Source organism: Streptomyces sp. LARHCF249 (assembly GCF_052871255.1).
Genome location: NZ_JBIXJQ010000021.1, coordinates 26,367 through 43,198, shown reverse-complemented (window position 1 = coordinate 43,198; position 16,832 = coordinate 26,367). Strand labels below are relative to the sequence as shown.

Here is a 16,832-nt window from a genome sequence, read left to right as displayed (position 1 = left end):
ATTTCCGACGGAAGAGTGAACCCGCTCCCCGTCGCTGTCGTCCTAATGGACGCACCACACCCGGAGGCTGTCGCAGCCTTCGGCCAAATGATCTCTCGCGGAGCAACGGGAAGCGATGTCTAGCAGGATAGATGGCGATAAGTCCGGACAGGTTCCGAAGCGGGTCCGCCGAATCCTCCGCGGGCCACGACCGGAGACCGTGCCCGGCCTCGTAGGTTCGGCCGTCATGATCGTCGGCCTTCTGGACATCGCGGCGGGCGTCTTCCCGCGGTTCCGGCACAGCCGGATCCACGCCGTGACCGAGGTGCTGCCCGGCTCCCTGGGCCCCTTCGCCGCCGCCTTGTCCATCAGCGCGGGCGTACTGCTCCTGCTGCTCGCCCACGGCCTGAAGCGGCACAAGCGCCGGGCCTGGCGGGCCGCCGTGGTGCTGCTCCCCGCGGGCGCCGCTGCCCAGTTCACCTACCGGCACTCGGTCATCGGCGTGATCATCGCGGCGGTGCTCCTCGCCCTGCTCCTGCGCCACCAGGGCGAGTTCAAGGCCCTGCCGGACCCGCGCAGCCGCTGGAAGGCGCTCGCGAACTTCGTTCTGATGAGCGCCGGTTCCATCGGCCTCGGCCTGGTCATCGTCAACGTCCACCCGGGCAAGGTCGTCGGCAACCCCGGCCTGTACGAGCAGCTCAAGCACGTCGTCCAAGGCCTCTTCGGCTTCGAGGGCCCCGTCGCCTACGCCGGCCGGGTGTCCTGGACCGTCGGCTACTCCCTCGGCGCCCTCGGCATGTTGACCGCGCTCACCACCATCTACCTGGCCTTCCGCCCCGAGCACCCGACCGCCCGGCTGACCTCCGACGACGAGGACAAGCTGCGCGGGCTGCTCGCCAAGCACGGCGGCCGCGACTCCCTCGGCCACTTCGCGCTCCGCCGCGACAAGGCCGTCGTCTTCTCCCCCAGCGGCAAGGCCGCCGTCACCTACCGCGTCGTCTCCGGCGTGATGCTCGCCTCCGGCGACCCCATCGGCGACGTCGAGGCCTGGCCCGGCGCCATCGAGCGGTTCATGGAGGAGGCCAAGGCCCACTCCTGGACCCCGGCCGTCATGGGATGCAGCGAGACCGGCGGCGAGGTCTGGACCCGCGAGACCGGCCTGGACGCGCTGGAGCTGGGTGACGAGGCGATTGTCGATGTCAAAGACTTCTCCCTGTCGGGCCGCGCCATGCGCAATGTCCGCCAAATGGTGAAGCGCATCGAGCGCAACGGCTACACCACCAAGGTCCGCCGGGTCAGCGAGCTCACCGAGACCGAGCTCGAGCAGGTGCGCGGCGCCGCCGAGGCCTGGCGCGGCACCGACACCGAGCGCGGGTTCTCCATGGCCCTGGGCCGGGTCGGCGACCCGGGCGACGGCGACTGCTTCATCGCCACCGCCCACCGCGTCGAGGAGGGCGACACCAGCCCCTTCGGCGACCTCAAGGCGATCCAGCACTTCGTCCCCTGGGGCAAGGACGGCATGTCGCTGGAGCTGATGCGCCGCGACCGCTCCGCCGACCCCGGCATGAACGAGCTGCTGATCGTGGCCTCCCTGGAGGCCGCCCCCTCGCTCGGCATCGAGAAGGTCTCCCTGAACTTCGCGATGTTCCGGTCGGCCCTGGCCCGCGGCGAGAAGATCGGCGCCGGCCCGGTGCTGCGGATGTGGCGGAACCTGCTGGTCTTCCTGTCCCGCTGGTTCCAGATCGAGTCGCTGTACAAGTTCAACGCGAAGTTCCGCCCCCGCTGGGAGCCCCGCTTCGTGGTCTTCCGCACCACCCGCGACCTGCCCCGCATCGGCTTCGCCGCGATGCAGGCCGAGGGCTTCGTGACGCTGGCGCTGCCGAGGCTGTTCGCCAGTCGCCGCCGCCCCAAGCCGCTCCGCACGTGCGCCCACACCCCGATGCCGGCCAAGGTCCCGGCGCAGGCCGAACGCGAGGTCCAGGCGGCCTGAGCCCCTCCCCGGGCGGGGCGGGGAGCGGCTGCGCGCAGCGGCCCCCGCACCCCCGCCCGCCGGCACCACGCCCACCCCGCGCCACAAGCCGGGGGCTCTACCCTGAACCCATGAACAGCAACCGCGGGCCGGCCCCCAGGGGCCAGGTCACAGGGCTACCCGACTGGGACCGCTGCGGGGTCATGGGCGTCGTCAACGTCACCCCCGACTCCTTCTCCGACGGCGGCCGCTGGTTCGACACCACCGCGGCCGTCAAGCGCGGCCTCGACCTCGTCGTCCAGGGTGCCGACCTCATCGACGTCGGCGGCGAGTCCACCCGGCCCGGCGCCACCCGCGTCGACGAGGAGGAGGAGCTGCGCCGGGTCGTCCCCGTCGTGCGCGGCCTGGCCTCCGAGGGCGTCACCGTCTCCGTGGACACCATGCGCGCCTCCGTCGCCGCCCAGGCCGTCGCCGCCGGCGCGCTGCTGGTCAACGACGTCAGCGGCGGGCTCGCCGACCCCGGCATGATCCCCGCGGTCGCCGCCGCCGAGGTGCCCTTCGTGGTGATGCACTGGCGCGGCTTCAGCGACGGCATGAACAGCCTCGCGGTCTACGAGGACGTCCTCGCCGAGGTCACCGCCGAGCTCCGGACCCGGATCGACGCGGTCGTGACCGGCGGAATCGCCCCCGAGCGGCTCCTGGTCGATCCCGGACTCGGCTTCGCGAAGAACGCCGAGCACGACCTCGCCCTCGTGGCCCGCCTGCCCGAGCTGCGCGCCCTCGGCTTCCCGCTGCTGGTCGCCGCCTCGCGGAAGCGTTTCCTCGGCCGGGTCCTGGCCGGCGGGTCCGGCGCCGCCCCGCCGCCCGCCCGAGAGCGCGACGCAGCCACGGCCGCCGTCTCCGCCATCGCGGCCCACCAGGGCGCCTGGGCCGTACGGGTCCACGAGGTACGGGCGACCGCCGACGCGGTTCGGGTGGCCCGGGCCGTGGAAGGAGCGCTGTGACCACCGACCGAGAAGGAGCCCTGTGAGCAGAACCGACATCGAAGCGGTCGAAGAGGTCAACACGGCCTTCTACGAGGCCATGGAGCGGGGGGACTTCGACTCGCTGTCGGCACTCTGGCTCGATGACGAGATCTCCTGCGTGCACCCCGGCTGGCCGGTCCTCTCCGGCCGCGGCGAGGTGCTGCGCTCGTACGCGCTGATCATGTCCCACACCGACTACATCCAGTTCTTCCTCACCGACACCAAGGTGGCCGTCATCGACGACACCGCCCTGGTGACGTGCACGGAGAACATCCTCAGCGGGGGGCCCGCCGAGGACGGCGGCGAGCTCGGCCCGCTCGTGGGCCAGCTGGTCGTCGCCACGAATGTGTTCCGACGCACATCCGAGGGCTGGCGCCTGTGGTCCCACCACGGTTCCCCGGTGCTCACGGAGTCCGACGAGGACGAAGAGGAGGACGCCGCCTGACCCCTCCGGCGGGATCCGGAGTATTTCGCAGGTAAATTCGAAGTCGGACGACGCCGACCGCACTCGGCGTAGGCCCATGGCCCCGGGGAGTCCCGGGACCGGAAGAACCTACGAAAACAGGAGTGATTCGCGTGGATCGTGTCGCGCTGCGCGGCCTCAAGGCTCGCGGGCACCACGGCGTCTTCCCCCGGGAGCGCGAGGAGGGCCAGACCTTCATCGTCGACCTGGTGCTGCACCTGGACACCCGTCCCGCGGCGGCAGGAGACGACCTGGCGAAGACCGTGCACTACGGCGTCGTCGCCGAGGAGGTCGTCGACGTGGTCCAGGGAGAGCCCGTCGACCTGATCGAGACCCTTGCCGAGCGGATCGCCCAGCAGTGCCTCAAGCACGAAGCGGTGGCACAGGTGGAGGTCGTCGTCCACAAGCCGGACGCGCCCATCACCGTCCCCTTCGACGACGTGACCATCACGATCACCCGGAGCCGCGCATGAACAACGGACTGAACGCACAGAGCGACCCCACCGTCCAGCCGGTCCCCGCCTCGGTCGTCGAGACCGTCGACGCGGCGGACACCACCCTGTCCAACCCGAAATGGGCCGTGATCGCGCTCGGCGCGAACCTCGGCAACCGGCTGGAGACCCTGCAGGGCGCCATCGACGCCCTCGGCGACACCCCGGGCCTGCGGGTCAAGGCCGTCTCCCCCGTCTACGAGACCGAGCCGTGGGGCGTCGAGCCCGGCTCGCAGCCCGCGTACTTCAACGCGGTCGTCAAGGTACGGACCACGCTGCCCCCGTCCTCGCTCCTGGAGCGCGGCCAGGCCATCGAAGAGGCCTTCGACCGCGTCCGCGAGGAGCGCTGGGGCCCGCGCACCATCGACGTCGACATCGTCGCGTACGCGGACGTCGTCTCCGACGACCCCGTCCTCACCCTCCCGCACCCGCGCGCCCACCAGCGCGCCTTCGTGCTGGCCCCCTGGCACGACATCGACCCCGAGGCCCGGATCCCCGGCCAGGGCGGCGTCGGCGCGCTGCTGGCCGGAATCGGCCTCACCGGCGTCACGCCGCGCCCCGACCTGGAACTCCGCCTGCCGGAGTAGTCGTTAACCTGTGGACTGCTGACGTACGGCGCAGAAAGCGGGGATCTGGCAAGTGAAGCAACTGAGGCCGGCCGTCCTGGCGGGCATCTTCGCCGTCGCCGGGGTCCTGTCCTGGGCGGGCGCCCGGCTGTGGAACGCGTACGGCACGCTGCCGGGCGTTCCGCTGGCCGCGCCCATCGTCCTGGGCGTCATCGCGGCGATCCTCTTCGCGACGGCGCTGTCGATGCGCTCCCGCCTGAAGGCCCAGCGCGAGCGGCGGCCGGAGGCCAAGGGCGTGGAGCCGCTGATGGCGGCCCGCGCGGTGGTCTTCGGCCAGGCCAGCGCCCTGGTGGCGGCCCTGGTGTCGGGCGCCTACGGCGGCGTCGGCGTCTTCCTGCTGACCAACGCCCTGGACGTGCCCGCCCGCCGCGACCAGGCCTGGTACGCCGGCTTCTCGGTCCTGGCGGGCGCGGCGGTCATCGCCGCGGCCCTCTTCCTGGAACACGTCCTGAAGCTCCCGGAGGACGACGACACCCCGGAGTCCCCGGCCCGGGCCTAGGCCGTCCCAGGTCGTGGAGGTAGCCGTCCCCGAAGACGAGGGCTTCACCGATCCACGACCCGTTCCGCTTCGTCGTCCGCTAGCGGGCGATGATCAGGCTCATGGCCTCGTTGCGCGTGGCGGGGTCGCGGAGCTGGCCGCGGACCGCCGAGGTGATGGTCTTCGCGCCGGGCTTGCGGACCCCGCGCATGGTCATGCACATGTGCTCGCACTCGATGACCACGATGCAGCCGCGCGGGTCCAGGATCTCCATGAGGGAGTCCGCTATCTGCGTGGTCAGCCGCTCCTGCACCTGGGGGCGGCGGGCGTACACGTCCACCAGGCGGGCCAGCTTCGACAGGCCGGTGATCTTGCCGTCGGTGGACGGTATGTAGCCGACGTGCGCCACGCCGTGGAAGGGCACCAGGTGGTGCTCACAGGAACTCATGACCTCGATGTCCTTCACCAGGACCATCTCGTCGTGGCCGAGGTCGAACGTCGTGGTCAGGACCTCTTCGGGCTTCTGGTAGAGGCCGGCGAATATCTCCTTGTACGCCCGCGCCACGCGCGCCGGGGTCTCCAGCAGGCCCTCGCGGTCCGGGTCCTCTCCGACCGCGATCAGGAGCTCACGGACCGCCGCCTCGGCTCGCTTCTCGTCGAACTCGCCGATCGTGCCCTCGTCGCCGGTCAGGGTCACTGGGTCCGTCATTGCTTCCTCGTTCCTGTAAAAAGTGCCGCGCCCCCCAGGCTAGAACCTGGGGGGCGCGGCTTCCATTCCGGGTGGATCAGGCTTCGGGGCGGTCCTCCGGGGCCACCTCGATGCCCTTCTCCGTGGAGACCGGCGTGACGGCGGTGGTCGCCGACGTGCCGTTCGCCGCGTTCGTCAGCTGGAGCTCCTTGGGAGAGAGCACCGGCGGACGGGTGGAGGGAGTGCGGCGGGAGGAGCCGGTCCACGCGGGGCGGGCCGGACGCTTCACGATCGTGGAGAAGATCTCGGCGATCTGCTCCTTGTTCAGCGTTTCCTTCTCCAGCAGCGCGAGGACCAGGTTGTCGAGAACGTCGCGGTTCTCGACGAGGATCTCCCAGGCCTCGTTGTGCGCGGTCTCGATGAGCTTCTTGACCTCTTCGTCGACCAGCGCCGCGACCTCTTCCGAGTAGTCCCGCGGGTGCGCCATCTCGCGCCCCAGGAACGGCTCGGTGTTGTCGCCGCCGAACTTGATCGCACCGAGACGCTCGGTCATGCCGTACTGCGTGACCATGGCCCGCGCCGTGGCGGTGGCCTTCTCGATGTCGTTCGCCGCGCCCGTCGTCGGGTCGTGGAAGACCAGTTCCTCGGCCGCGCGCCCGCCCAGCATGTACGCCAGCTGGTCGAGCATCTCGTTGCGCGTGGTCGAGTACTTGTCCTCGTCGGGCAGGACCATGGTGTAGCCCAGGGCCCGGCCGCGGGACAGGATCGTGATCTTGTGGACCGGGTCCGAGTTCGGAGAGGCCGCCGCGACCAGGGCGTGTCCGCCCTCGTGGTACGCGGTGATCTTCTTTTCCCGGTCCGACATGATCCGGGTCCGCTTCTGCGGACCCGCCACGACGCGGTCGATCGCCTCGTCCAGCGAGTGGTTGTCGATCAGCTTCTTGTCCGAGCGGGCCGTGAGGAGCGCGGCCTCGTTCAGGACGTTGGAGAGATCGGCACCCGTGAAGCCGGGCGTGCGGCGGGCGACCGCACCCAGGTCGACGTCGGGCGCGACCGGCTTGCCCTTCTGGTGGACCTTGAGGATCTCCAGACGGCCCTGCATGTCCGGACGGTCGACCGCGATCTGCCGGTCGAAGCGGCCGGGGCGCAGGAGCGCCGGGTCGAGGATGTCGGGACGGTTCGTGGCGGCGATCAGGATGACGCCGCCCTTCACGTCGAAGCCGTCCATCTCGACCAGCAGCTGGTTGAGGGTCTGCTCGCGCTCGTCGTGACCGCCGCCGAGACCCGCACCGCGGTGCCGGCCGACGGCGTCGATCTCGTCGACGAAGACGATCGCCGGCGCGTTGGCCTTGGCCTGCTCGAACAGGTCGCGGACACGCGAGGCACCGACACCGACGAACATCTCGACGAAGTCGGATCCGGAGATCGAGTAGAAGGGGACACCGGCCTCGCCCGCGACGGCGCGCGCGAGCAGGGTCTTACCGGTGCCGGGCGGGCCGTACAGCAGCACACCCTTGGGGATCTTGGCGCCGACGGCCTGGAACTTCGCCGGCTCCTGGAGGAACTCCTTGATCTCGTGGAGTTCCTCGACGGCCTCGTCCGAGCCCGCCACATCGGCGAACGTCGTCTTCGGGGTGTCCTTGGTGATGAGCTTGGCCTTGGACTTCCCGAAGTTCATGACCCGGGAGCCGCCGCCCTGCATCTGGTTCATCAGGAACAGGAAGACCACGACGATGAGGACGAAGGGCAGGAGCGAGAGCAGCACGCTCAGGAACGGGCTGGTCTTGTCCGGATCGACGGAGTACCCGTCGGGGATCTGACCGGCTTCGTACTTGGTCTGGAGGTTCTGGGCGAGCTGGACGCCCTGATCCCCGATGTAGTTGGCCTGGAACTTGGTGCCGTCGTGCTTGCCGAGCTTCTGGCCTTCGCTCAGCTCGATCTTGATCATCTGGCTGTCGCCGGTGGTCAGCTTCGCTGTCTCCACCTGGCCACTGTTGATCGCCTTGATGACCTCGCTGGTGTCCACCGACTTGTAGCCGCCGCCGGAGCCGACGACATTCATCAACACGACCACGGCGAGGACGGCCAGCACGATCCACATGACCGGCCCACGGAAGTATCGCTTCACGTCCATCCATACGGGGCGCAAAGCACCCCGTCCCTCCTGCCCGTAGGTAAATGCTGCTGTGTGAGTAAAGACTGTTCTTCGGAATGTACCCCTGTATTGTCACCCGCGGCCTCGTGGGACGGCTGACAGACCCGCCTTCCCCTGCTCCAACGGCGGGAATCGCCCCCAGGTTCCCCGGAGTTTCCGAGGCGCCCCGGGGACGCGGGCGGGAGCGGGGTCAGCCGCCGTAGACGTGCGGGGCGAGCGTGCCGACGAACGGCAGGTTGCGGTACTTCTCCGCGTAGTCGAGGCCGTAGCCGACGACGAACTCGTTCGGGATGTCGAAGCCGACCCACTTCACGTCGATCGCGACCTTCGCGGCGTCGGGCTTGCGCAGCAGCGTGACGACCTCGAGGGAGGCCGGCTGGCGCGAGCCCAGGTTCGACAGCAGCCAGGACAGCGTCAGACCGGAGTCGATGATGTCCTCGACGATCAGGACGTGCTTGTCCTTGATGTCGGTGTCCAGGTCCTTGAGGATCCGCACCACACCGGAGGACTGGGTCCCGGCGCCGTACGAGGACACCGCCATCCAGTCCATGGTGAGCGGGGTGGACAAGGCACGCGCCAGGTCCGCCATCACCATCACCGCGCCCTTGAGGACGCCGACGATGAGCAGGTCCTTGCCCGCGTACTCCGCGTCGATCTTCGCGGCCAGCTCGGCCAGCTTCGCGTCGATCTCTTCCTTGGTGATGAGCACCGACTGGAGGTCGCCGCCCATGTCCTTCTCGTCCACCCGCATCACTTTCGTTGTCGGCCGGGGCTCCGGGGGTGCCCCCCGGAGGACTCAGCCGTGTTTCAGCACCAATCAGCCCTGCCGGATGACAAGTCTGCCACCCTGCCGCTGGGCCTCGACCCGGCCGGGCAGGTTGATGGCGCCCTGACCGCGCCATCCGGTGATGAGGCGGTCGACTTCCTCGATGTGCCGGGCGAAGAGGGAGCCCGCGGGAGAACCGGCGGCGACCACGGCCCTGCGCAGCACCCGGCGGCGGACGGCCGGGGGCAGGGCGTACAGCTTGGCGCACTCCAGGCGGCCGTCCTCGTCGCGTACGCCGGTCTCCGCCTCGGCGGCCCAGGCGTCCAGCGCGTCGGCGTCGTCGCGCGACAGCTGGGCGGTGCGGGCCAGCGCTTCGACGACCCCCTTGCCCAGCGCCTTCTCCAGGGCGGGCAGTCCCTCGTGGCGCAGGCGGGAGCGGGTGTAGGCGGGGTCCATGTTGTGCGGGTCGTCCCAGACGGGGAGGGACTGGACCATGCAGGCCTTGCGGGCGGTCTGCCGGTCGACCTGGAGGAAGGGGCGGCGGTAGCGGTGGCTGCGGCCCGGGCCTCCGCTGACCTCGGCCATGCCGGAGAGCGAGCGGATGCCGGACCCGCGGGCGAGGCCCAGCAGGACGGTTTCGGCTTGATCGTCCCGGGTGTGGCCGAGCAGCACGGCGGAGGCGCCCAGCCGGTCGGCGGCCTCGTCCAGGGCGCCGTAGCGGGCATCGCGGGCCGCGGCCTCGGGACCGCCGTCGCGGCCGACGCGCACGGCGACGGACTCCACCGGGTCGAGGCCGAGGGCGGTCATGCGGATGACGACCTCGGCGGCGCGCAGGTCGGAGCCGGGCTGGAGCCCGTGGTCGACGGTGATGCCGCCGGCCCGGATGCCGAGCTTGGGCGCCTCGAAGGCCAGGGCGGAGGCGAGCGCCATGGAGTCGGCGCCGCCGGAGCAGGCGACGAGGACGAGCGGCAGGGTGCCGGCCGGGGTGCGGGGGCCGGCGGAGGGCGTCCCCGCGGGCCGGGTGCGGGGGAAGTCGGTGAGGTCGGTGAGGACGTCGTGGAGTGCGCGGCGGACCGCCAGGCGTATCGCCGCGACCGCAGGATGGGGACCCATGTCCGGTGCCCTTCGATGGAGTTCGGATGCCTCGGAGGCTTCGGGGGTGGAGCGTCAGGGGGTGGAGCGTCGGGGGTGCTGCCGGGCGGCCCCCGCCGAGCGGGTATGTCACTCAGAGTGCGTCGATGGTGACAGAGCCGAGCCGTTCCCCGAGCATCGCACGCCCTTCCACGGCCCACGGTCCCTCGGACGGGTGATGCTGCTTCCCCCAAGGAGACATGTTTACGCCCCCTGCGTCACGCCTATTCGCTCCCTTCGCTCCCCTTGCGGTGTACGCGGGCCACCCAGTCCGCCGGCTTGGCGATCTCGGCCTTGGTCGGCAATGTGTTCGGAGAGGTCCACACCCGGTTGAAGCCGTCCATGCCGACCTCCTCGACGACGGCGCGCACGAAGCGCTCGCCGTCGCGGTACTGGCGCAGCTTGGCGTCGAGGCCCAGGAGCTTGCGCAGGGTGGCGTCGAGGCGGCCGGCGCCGCTGGCCCGGCGCTGCTGGAACTTCTCGCGGATCTCGGCGACCGAGGGCACCACCTGGGGGCCGACCCCGTCCATCACGAAGTCGGCGTGGCCCTCCAGCAGGGACATGACGGCGGTGAGCCGGCCCAGCACCTCCCGCTGCTCGGGGGTCTGCACGATCTCGACGAGGGAGCGGCCCTCGTCGCCCCGCTCGGCGTCGGGCCGGGCTCCCGCGAAGGACTGGGCGGCGTCGCGCAGCCGCTCCAGGACGGTCATGGGATCCACTTCGGTGGCGCCGAGAAACGTCTGGATTTCGCCTTCGAGGTGGTCGCGGAGCCACGGGACGGCCGTGAACTGGGTACGGTGCGTCTCCTCGTGCAGGCAGACCCACAGCCGGAAGTCGTGCGGGTGCACCTCCAGCTCGCGCTCGACGTGCACGATGTTCGGGGCGACGAGCAGCAGCCGGCCGCCGCCCGTGGAGGAGCCGGGCAGCTCGCGGGAGGCCGGCGCGAAGGTCTCGTACTGGCCGAGGACCCGGGAGGCCAGGAAGCTCAGCAGCATGCCCAGCTCGACGCCGGTGACCTTGCCGCCGACCGCGCCGAAGACGGCCGCGCCGGGGGTGCCCGCGCGCCGGTCCTGCATCTTGCCGAGGAGGGGCTGGAGCAGCTCGCGGAAGCCCGCCACGTTGGCCTTGACCCAGCCTGCCCGGTCGACGACCAGGACGGGGGTTTTGGGGACGTGCGCCCCTTCGGGTAGCGCGTGGAACATCCGGGTGAACTCGTGTACGTGCCGTTCGGAGGTCCTGGCGTGTCCGCGCAGCTCCGCGACGACGGCCCGGGCCTCGTCCCGGCTGACCTCCGGGCCGGGCCGCACCAGCCGGGTCGCGGTCGCCACCGCGAGGTTCCAGTCGACCATCTCCGCACCACCGATGCTCGTCATGCGTCAACCGTACGTGGACCGGCCCGCGGGCGGACCCCCTACGCCGCTCCCGCCACCGCGGCGGCCAGCTTGTCGAGGCTCTTCTCGGCGGCCGGGCCGTCCGCGCTGTTGGCGGTCAGGAAGGCGAAGGCGAGGAGCCGGCCGGAGCGGTCGACGACGGTGCCCGCGAGGGAGTTCACGCCGGTCAGGGTGCCCGTCTTGGCGCGGATCAGGCCGGCGGCCGGGGAGCTGCCGGCGTTGCGGGCGCGCAGGGTCCCGGTGAATCCGGCGACGGGCAGGCCGGTGAGGACGGGCCGCAGCTCGGGCCGCTGCGGGTCGGCGGCCTTGGCGAGCAGGCCCGTCAGGAGGCCGGTGCTGACCTTGTCGGCGCGGTTGAGCCCGCTGCCGTCGGCGAAGCGGGAGCCGGAGACGTCTACGCCGAGGGCGGCCAGCCGGTCGGTGACGGCCTTCTCGCCGCCTTCGAAGCTGGCGGGGCGGCCGGAGGCGAGGGCGGTCTGCCGGGCGAGGGCCTCGGCGATGTCGTTGTCGCTGTGGGTGAGCATCCGCTCGACGAGGCCGGCCAGCGGGGTGGAGTGGGTGGCCGCCAGCGGCTGGGCGCCGTCGGGCGCCTTGGCCCGGGCGGGTTCGCCGGTGACCTTGATGCCTCGCTCGGTCAGCAGGGCGGCGAAGGAGCGGGCGGCGTCCCTGGAGGGGTCGCCGGTGCGCTCCACGGGCCCGGACGTGGAGTCGTCGGGGCGGCCCTCGTCGGCCATCAGGGCGGTGACGGGCGCGATGTTGGGGTTGTCGCCGATCGGGTGGCGGACCGGGCCGGTGTAGAGGCTGTCGTCGTAGCCCAGGCTCACGCTGTCGGTGCCGGCGGCCTTGAGGGCCTGGGCGGTGTCGGCGGCGAGGGCCACGAGGCTGCCGCCGGATCCGGCGGGGCTCTTCTTCTTGGCGGTGAGGGAGGGATCGCCGCCGCCGACGAGGAGGATCTGCCCTGCAGCGGCGCCGGGCACGACGGCGGTCCGCATCCGGTGCTCGGGCCCGAGGGCGGCCAGCGCCGCCGCGGCGGTGGCGATCTTGATCGTGGAGGCGGGGGTCATCGGGTCCCTCGCCCCGGACTCGTACAGCACCTGCCCGGTGGCGGTGTCGACGACGGAGGCGGTGCGGACGGTGCCGAGCGCGGGGTCCGCGAGCAGCGGCCGCAGGGCGGCCGCGAGGCCCTCGGGGGCGGCGGCCGCCGCCGGGCGCGGGGCGCCGGGGCCGATCGCGCCGAGGACCCCGGGGGCGCTGGGAGCGGCCTGCGGGAAGGTTCCGGAGCCGGGACCGCCACCGTGATCTGCGCCACCCGTGAGGCCCCAGGAGGCGACCCTGTCCCGCTCGGCCTTACGCTGGCCGGAGTCCCACGGACCGGCGGCGGTCACCACGGCCGCCGACAGGGCGAGACCGGCGACGGCCGAGCCCGCGATGAGCTGCCACGTCTTGATCAATGGCACCTCGGACCAGCCCCTTTCGCGATCACACATATGCGTGAGGGACACTTAACCACTGCGTCTTGCCGCGAGCATGGCACCCCACCCGGCTGGGGGTACTCCCAGCGTCAGCTGGGGGCGGCCGGGCCGGACGCGCGCGTATTGAATCAAATACGGTCTCGAAGCAATTCAGACTGCTGAAGCTGATCATGGAGGAGCAGGACGTGGAGTTCGACGTCACCATCGAGATCCCCAAGGGTTCGCGGAACAAGTACGAGGTGGACCACGAGACCGGCCGGATCCGTCTGGACCGTCGCCTCTTCACCTCGACCAGCTACCCGGCCGACTACGGCTTCGTCGAGAACACCCTCGGCGAGGACGGCGACCCGCTGGACGCGCTGGTCATCCTTGACGAGCCGACCTTCCCGGGCTGCCTGATCAAGTGCCGCGCCATCGGCATGTTCCGCATGACGGACGAGGCGGGCGGCGACGACAAGCTGCTGTGCGTGCCGGCCTCGGACCCGCGTGTCGAGCACCTGCGCGACATCCACCACGTGTCGGAGTTCGACCGCCTGGAGATCCAGCACTTCTTCGAGGTCTACAAGGACCTGGAGCCGGGCAAGTCGGTCGAGGGCGCGAACTGGGTCGGCCGCACCGAGGCCGAGGCCGAGATCGAGGCCTCGTACAAGCGCCTCGAGGCCCAGGGCGGCCACCACTAGGCTCCGCCGGTGAGCGGGACGGGTTCCCCGGCCCCGCTGCGCGCGACTGCGGGCGGTACCCCCTTGCGGGGGTGCCGCCCGCTTCGCGTTCCGGCCCGGGGGAACGCGACCGGCGACCGGGCTGCCTTCGCCATGGAGGAAACGGTTCCGCATACTGATACCGCCGGTGATCACTGAGTGGAGGACGCGTGGCGGAGGCCGACGGGGCCGAGGACAGGAAGCCCCAGTCCGACGAGGCGCACAGCGCCTTCACGCCGCCGCCCGGGATGGAGCCGGGGGTACCGGAGGACGAACAGCCCACCTCGGAGTTCGCGCTCCCGGCGGGCACCGAGCCGGTGCAGCCCGAGCCCGAGGGCTCGGCCTTCGCGACCCCGGCCACCTACAGCGCCGCGCACTCCCCGCCCGCCTACACCCCCGGCCAGGGCTTCCCCGTCGCCCGGATGAAGGAGTCCCCCTGGCAGGACCGGATGCGCACGATGCTGCGCATGCCGGTCGACGTGCGGCCGGTACCGGACCTGGTGCAGCGGCCGACCGAGACCGGGCCCGCCGTGGGCCGCGTGCTCGACCTGACCCTGCGCATCGGCGAGCTGCTCCTCGCGGGCGGCGAGGGAGCCGAGGACGTGGAGGCCGCCATGTTCGCGGTGGCCCGCTCCTACGGGCTGGACCGCTGCGAGCCCACCGTCACCTTCACCATGCTGTCGATCACCCACCAGCCCTCGCTGGTGGACGACCCGGTGTCGGCGAACCGGACCGTGCGCCGCCGCGGCACCGACTACAACCGGCTCTCCGCCGTCTTCCGGCTCGTGGACGACATCAGCGCCGCCGAGATCGACGTCTCCCTGGAGGAGGCCTACCGGCGCCTCGCCGAGATCCGCCGCAACCGCCACCCGTACCCGGGCTGGATGCTCACCTCCGCCGCCGGACTGCTCGCCGGGGCCGCCTCCACGCTGGTCGGCGGCGGGGTGCTGGTCTTCATCGCGGCGGCCGTCGGGGCGGTCCTCGGCGACCGGCTGGCCTGGCTGTGCGCCGGGCGCGGGCTGCCGGAGTTCTACCAGTTCGTGGTCGCCGCGATGCCGCCGGCCGCGATCGGGGTGGCGCTCAACATGACGGGGATCGACGTCAAGGCCTCCGCCGTGATCACCGGCGGGCTCTTCGCGCTGCTGCCCGGGCGGGCCCTGGTCGCCGGCGTGCAGGACGGGCTGACCGGCTTCTACATCACCGCCTCCGCCCGGCTGCTGGAGGTCATGTACCTCTTCATCGGCATCATCATGGGCGTGCTGGTCGTCCTCTACGTCGGCCTGCAGTTCGACGCCTCCCCGCGGCCGGAGGAGGTCCTCGAGATCCAGCAGCGGCCGCTGATCCAGATCGCGGCCTCGATGGTCCTGGTGTTCACCTTCGCGGTCCTGCTCCAGCAGGAGCGGTCCAGCGTGTGGATCGTGACCCTCAACGGCGGGGTCGCCTGGGTGACCTTCGGAGCCCTGCACTACGCGGGCGGCATCCCGCCCGTGCCGTCCACCGCCGTCGCCGCCGGGCTGGTCGGCCTGTTCGGGCAGCTCTTCTCCCGCTACCGCTTCGCCTCCGCCCTGCCGTACACGACGGCGGCCATCGGGCCGCTGCTGCCCGGTTCGGCGACGTACTACGGGCTGCTGCTGATCGCCGAGAACCGGCTGAACGAGGGCCTCGCCTCCCTCGTGAACGCCGCGGCCATCGCCCTCGCCATCGCGATCGGCGTCAACCTGGGTTCCGAGGCCTCCCGGCTGTTCATGCGGATCCCGGGCGCCGCCAGCGCCGCGAAGCGCCGCGCGGCCAAGCGGACCCGCGGCTTCTGACGGGCACACGAACGCCCCGGGACCCTTGCGGGGCCTCCGGGGCGTTACGGGTCGTACGCGTGGCTGCGGCGCCCTTAGCGCTTCGCGTGGCGGCCGCGCTGGCCGGCGGTCTGGCCCTCGGTCTCGAGCGGGGCCTCGGCGGCCGCCGCCCTGTTCTCCTTGCGGGCCTTCAGCACCTCGAAGATCACCGGGATGAGGGAGAGCAGGACGATCAGGATCAGGATCGCCTCGATGTTGGTCTTGATGAACTCGATCTGGCCGAGCCAGTAGCCGGCGATCGTGATGCCCGCGCCCCAGCCGATGCCGCCGATGACGTTGTACGTCAGGAAGGTGCGGTACTTCATCGAGCCGGCGCCGGCGACCATCGGGGCGAAGGTGCGGATGATCGGCACGAAGCGGGCGAGCACGATGGCCTTGGGGCCGTGCTTGTCCATGAACTCGTGCGCCTTGTCCAGGTTCTCCCGCTTGAAGACCTTCGACTTCGGCCGGTTGAAGAGCTTCGGCCCGAAGTACTTGCCGATCATGTAGCCGACCTGGTCGCCGATGATCGCGGCGGCCACGATCAGCGTGCAGACCAGCCACAGCGGCTGCTTGATGTACTCGCCGTTGGCGACCAGCAGACCTGCCGTGAACAGCAGCGAGTCGCCGGGCAGGAACGCGAAGAGTCCCGACTCCGCGAAGACGATGACCAGGATGCCGATCAGGCCGAAGTGCGAGATCAGATAGTCCGGGGACAGCCACTCAGGGCCGAGCGCAATCGTGTACACGGGTTCCGGACTCTCCTGGATGAGGGGGCGTGTGCGGGGCGGGCGGTCTCAATTATCAACGCACACGACCCCCGCCCGGTTCCAGGGACCGGAGGGGGTCGGGTGCGTGACGATTCGCCTACGCCTTGCGCACGGCGTTGGCCAGGATCGCGTCCCGTACGAACACCGCCAGGCCCGGCCGGACATCGTCGTAGTGCGCCGTGAACCGCTCGTCCGCGACGCACATCTCACCGAGGCAGGTGTGGATCTCGTACGTGCAGAAGTAGTAGCCGGCGTTGATCCAGCCGCGGTGCTCCTCCGCGAGGTCCATGGCCTCCTCGGACTCCGCGGGCGCGCCGGAGTCGAGCAGGGCGATGAACCTGCGGTTGATGTCCCGCTCCCGGTCCTGGATCCGCTGCCAGTCCTCCTTGGTGTACGAGGCGGTCCGGCGGGCCGACTCCTTGTACGCGTCCGTGCCGCCCCAGCGGCGCTCGGCCTCCTCGGCGTGCTCGTCCGGGTCGAAATCGCCGAAGACCTCGAACTTCTCCTCGGGGGTGAGGTTGATGCCCATCTTCTTCGCCTCCATGGCGTGCTCAACGGCCTTGGCCATCTGCTGGAGCCGGTCGATCCGGTCGGTCAGCAGGGCGTGCTGCCGGCGCAGATGCTCCCGCGGATCCGTTTCCGGGTCGTCCAGCAGGACCGCGACCTCGTCGAGGGGGAAGCCGAGCTCCCGGTAGAACAGGATCCGCTGCAGCCGGTCCAGGTCGGCGTCGCCGTAGCGGCGGTGACCGGCGCGGCTGCGGCCGCTCGGCGAGAGCAGGCCGATCTCGTCGTAGTGGTGCAGGGTGCGCACCGTGACTCCGGCGAATCCGGCGACCTGGCCCACGGAGTAGCCCATGTCCACTTCCCTCAACTCCCCTCCTCGACGTCTGGTTGGGTACGC

The 16,832-nt window shown here is 71.1% G+C and carries 15 protein-coding genes and 1 pseudogene; 8 read left to right on the top strand and 8 right to left on the bottom strand.

The annotated features are described in order from the left end of the window. The first annotated feature begins 115 nt into the window (after positions 1 to 115). The 6 genes from ACIPUC_RS35855 (at position 116) to ACIPUC_RS35830 (ending at position 5,052) form a co-directional block, all read left to right on the top strand. On the top strand, positions 116 to 1,969 hold the full coding sequence (locus ACIPUC_RS35855; protein ID WP_446594572.1) for a phosphatidylglycerol lysyltransferase domain-containing protein: 1,854 nt from the start codon (positions 116 to 118) through the stop codon (positions 1,967 to 1,969). A gap of 110 nt (positions 1,970 to 2,079) precedes the next feature. Further along, complete coding sequence (folP, locus tag ACIPUC_RS35850) at positions 2,080 to 2,952, top strand: dihydropteroate synthase (protein WP_446594571.1); 873 nt, start codon at positions 2,080 to 2,082, stop codon at positions 2,950 to 2,952. A gap of 22 nt (positions 2,953 to 2,974) precedes the next feature. Beyond that, complete coding sequence (locus ACIPUC_RS35845; RefSeq protein WP_446594570.1) at positions 2,975 to 3,418, top strand: nuclear transport factor 2 family protein; 444 nt, start codon at positions 2,975 to 2,977, stop codon at positions 3,416 to 3,418. 131 nt (positions 3,419 to 3,549) lie between these two features. Beyond that, entirely contained in the window at positions 3,550 to 3,909 is a 360-nt protein-coding gene (gene folB, locus ACIPUC_RS35840) for a dihydroneopterin aldolase (protein ID WP_030010912.1), read from the top strand. Continuing rightward, positions 3,906 to 4,514: a 2-amino-4-hydroxy-6-hydroxymethyldihydropteridine diphosphokinase gene (folK, locus tag ACIPUC_RS35835; protein WP_446594569.1), complete on the top strand. Its 609-nt coding sequence runs from the start codon at positions 3,906 to 3,908 to the stop codon at positions 4,512 to 4,514. Before folB ends, folK begins: the two co-directional genes overlap by 4 nt. 52 nt (positions 4,515 to 4,566) lie before the next feature. Continuing rightward, on the top strand, positions 4,567 to 5,052 hold the full coding sequence (locus ACIPUC_RS35830) for a DUF3180 domain-containing protein (RefSeq protein WP_446594568.1): 486 nt from the start codon (positions 4,567 to 4,569) through the stop codon (positions 5,050 to 5,052). Positions 5,053 to 5,131: 79 nt separating this feature from the next. On the opposite strand, the gene folE is transcribed toward ACIPUC_RS35830, so the two are convergent. From folE to dacB, 6 genes are all read right to left on the bottom strand, one after another. Then, entirely contained in the window at positions 5,132 to 5,740 is a 609-nt protein-coding gene (gene folE, locus ACIPUC_RS35825; RefSeq protein WP_446594567.1) for a GTP cyclohydrolase I FolE, read from the bottom strand. A gap of 76 nt (positions 5,741 to 5,816) precedes the next feature. After that, a complete protein-coding gene (gene ftsH, locus ACIPUC_RS35820; protein WP_446594566.1) occupies positions 5,817 to 7,853 on the bottom strand; it encodes an ATP-dependent zinc metalloprotease FtsH in 2,037 nt (678 codons plus the stop codon). A 211-nt stretch (positions 7,854 to 8,064) separates the two neighbouring features. Further along, positions 8,065 to 8,625, bottom strand: a complete 561-nt coding sequence (hpt, locus tag ACIPUC_RS35815) for a hypoxanthine phosphoribosyltransferase (RefSeq protein WP_362394741.1) — start codon at positions 8,623 to 8,625, stop codon at positions 8,065 to 8,067. 66 nt (positions 8,626 to 8,691) lie between these two features. Next, entirely contained in the window at positions 8,692 to 9,753 is a 1,062-nt protein-coding gene (gene tilS / locus ACIPUC_RS35810; RefSeq protein ID WP_446594565.1) for a tRNA lysidine(34) synthetase TilS, read from the bottom strand. Between the two features lie 242 nt (positions 9,754 to 9,995). Next, positions 9,996 to 11,144, bottom strand: a complete 1,149-nt coding sequence (locus ACIPUC_RS35805) for a zinc-dependent metalloprotease (RefSeq protein WP_446594564.1) — start codon at positions 11,142 to 11,144, stop codon at positions 9,996 to 9,998. 38 nt (positions 11,145 to 11,182) lie between these two features. Continuing rightward, positions 11,183 to 12,619 carry a D-alanyl-D-alanine carboxypeptidase/D-alanyl-D-alanine endopeptidase gene (gene dacB, locus ACIPUC_RS35800; RefSeq protein ID WP_446594563.1) on the bottom strand — a complete coding sequence of 479 codons (1,437 nt, stop codon included), beginning with the start codon at positions 12,617 to 12,619 and terminating at the stop codon, positions 11,183 to 11,185. Between the two features lie 200 nt (positions 12,620 to 12,819). Between dacB and ACIPUC_RS35795 the strand changes: the two genes are divergently transcribed. After that, on the top strand, positions 12,820 to 13,314 hold the full coding sequence (locus ACIPUC_RS35795; RefSeq protein WP_008742522.1) for an inorganic diphosphatase: 495 nt from the start codon (positions 12,820 to 12,822) through the stop codon (positions 13,312 to 13,314). 188 nt (positions 13,315 to 13,502) lie between these two features. After that, on the top strand, positions 13,503 to 15,143 hold the full coding sequence (locus ACIPUC_RS35790) for a threonine/serine ThrE exporter family protein (protein WP_446594562.1): 1,641 nt from the start codon (positions 13,503 to 13,505) through the stop codon (positions 15,141 to 15,143). Between the two features lie 116 nt (positions 15,144 to 15,259). Here ACIPUC_RS35790 and ACIPUC_RS35785 read toward each other — a convergent pair. Together ACIPUC_RS35785 and ACIPUC_RS35780 are read right to left on the bottom strand one after the other, a co-directional pair. Further along, a pseudogene (locus ACIPUC_RS35785) lies at positions 15,260 to 15,910 on the bottom strand (DedA family protein); the annotation flags it as partial. Positions 15,911 to 16,028: 118 nt separating this feature from the next. Then, on the bottom strand, positions 16,029 to 16,787 hold the full coding sequence (locus tag ACIPUC_RS35780; RefSeq protein ID WP_446594629.1) for a MerR family transcriptional regulator: 759 nt from the start codon (positions 16,785 to 16,787) through the stop codon (positions 16,029 to 16,031). Between the last annotated feature and the right edge of the window lie 45 nt (positions 16,788 to 16,832).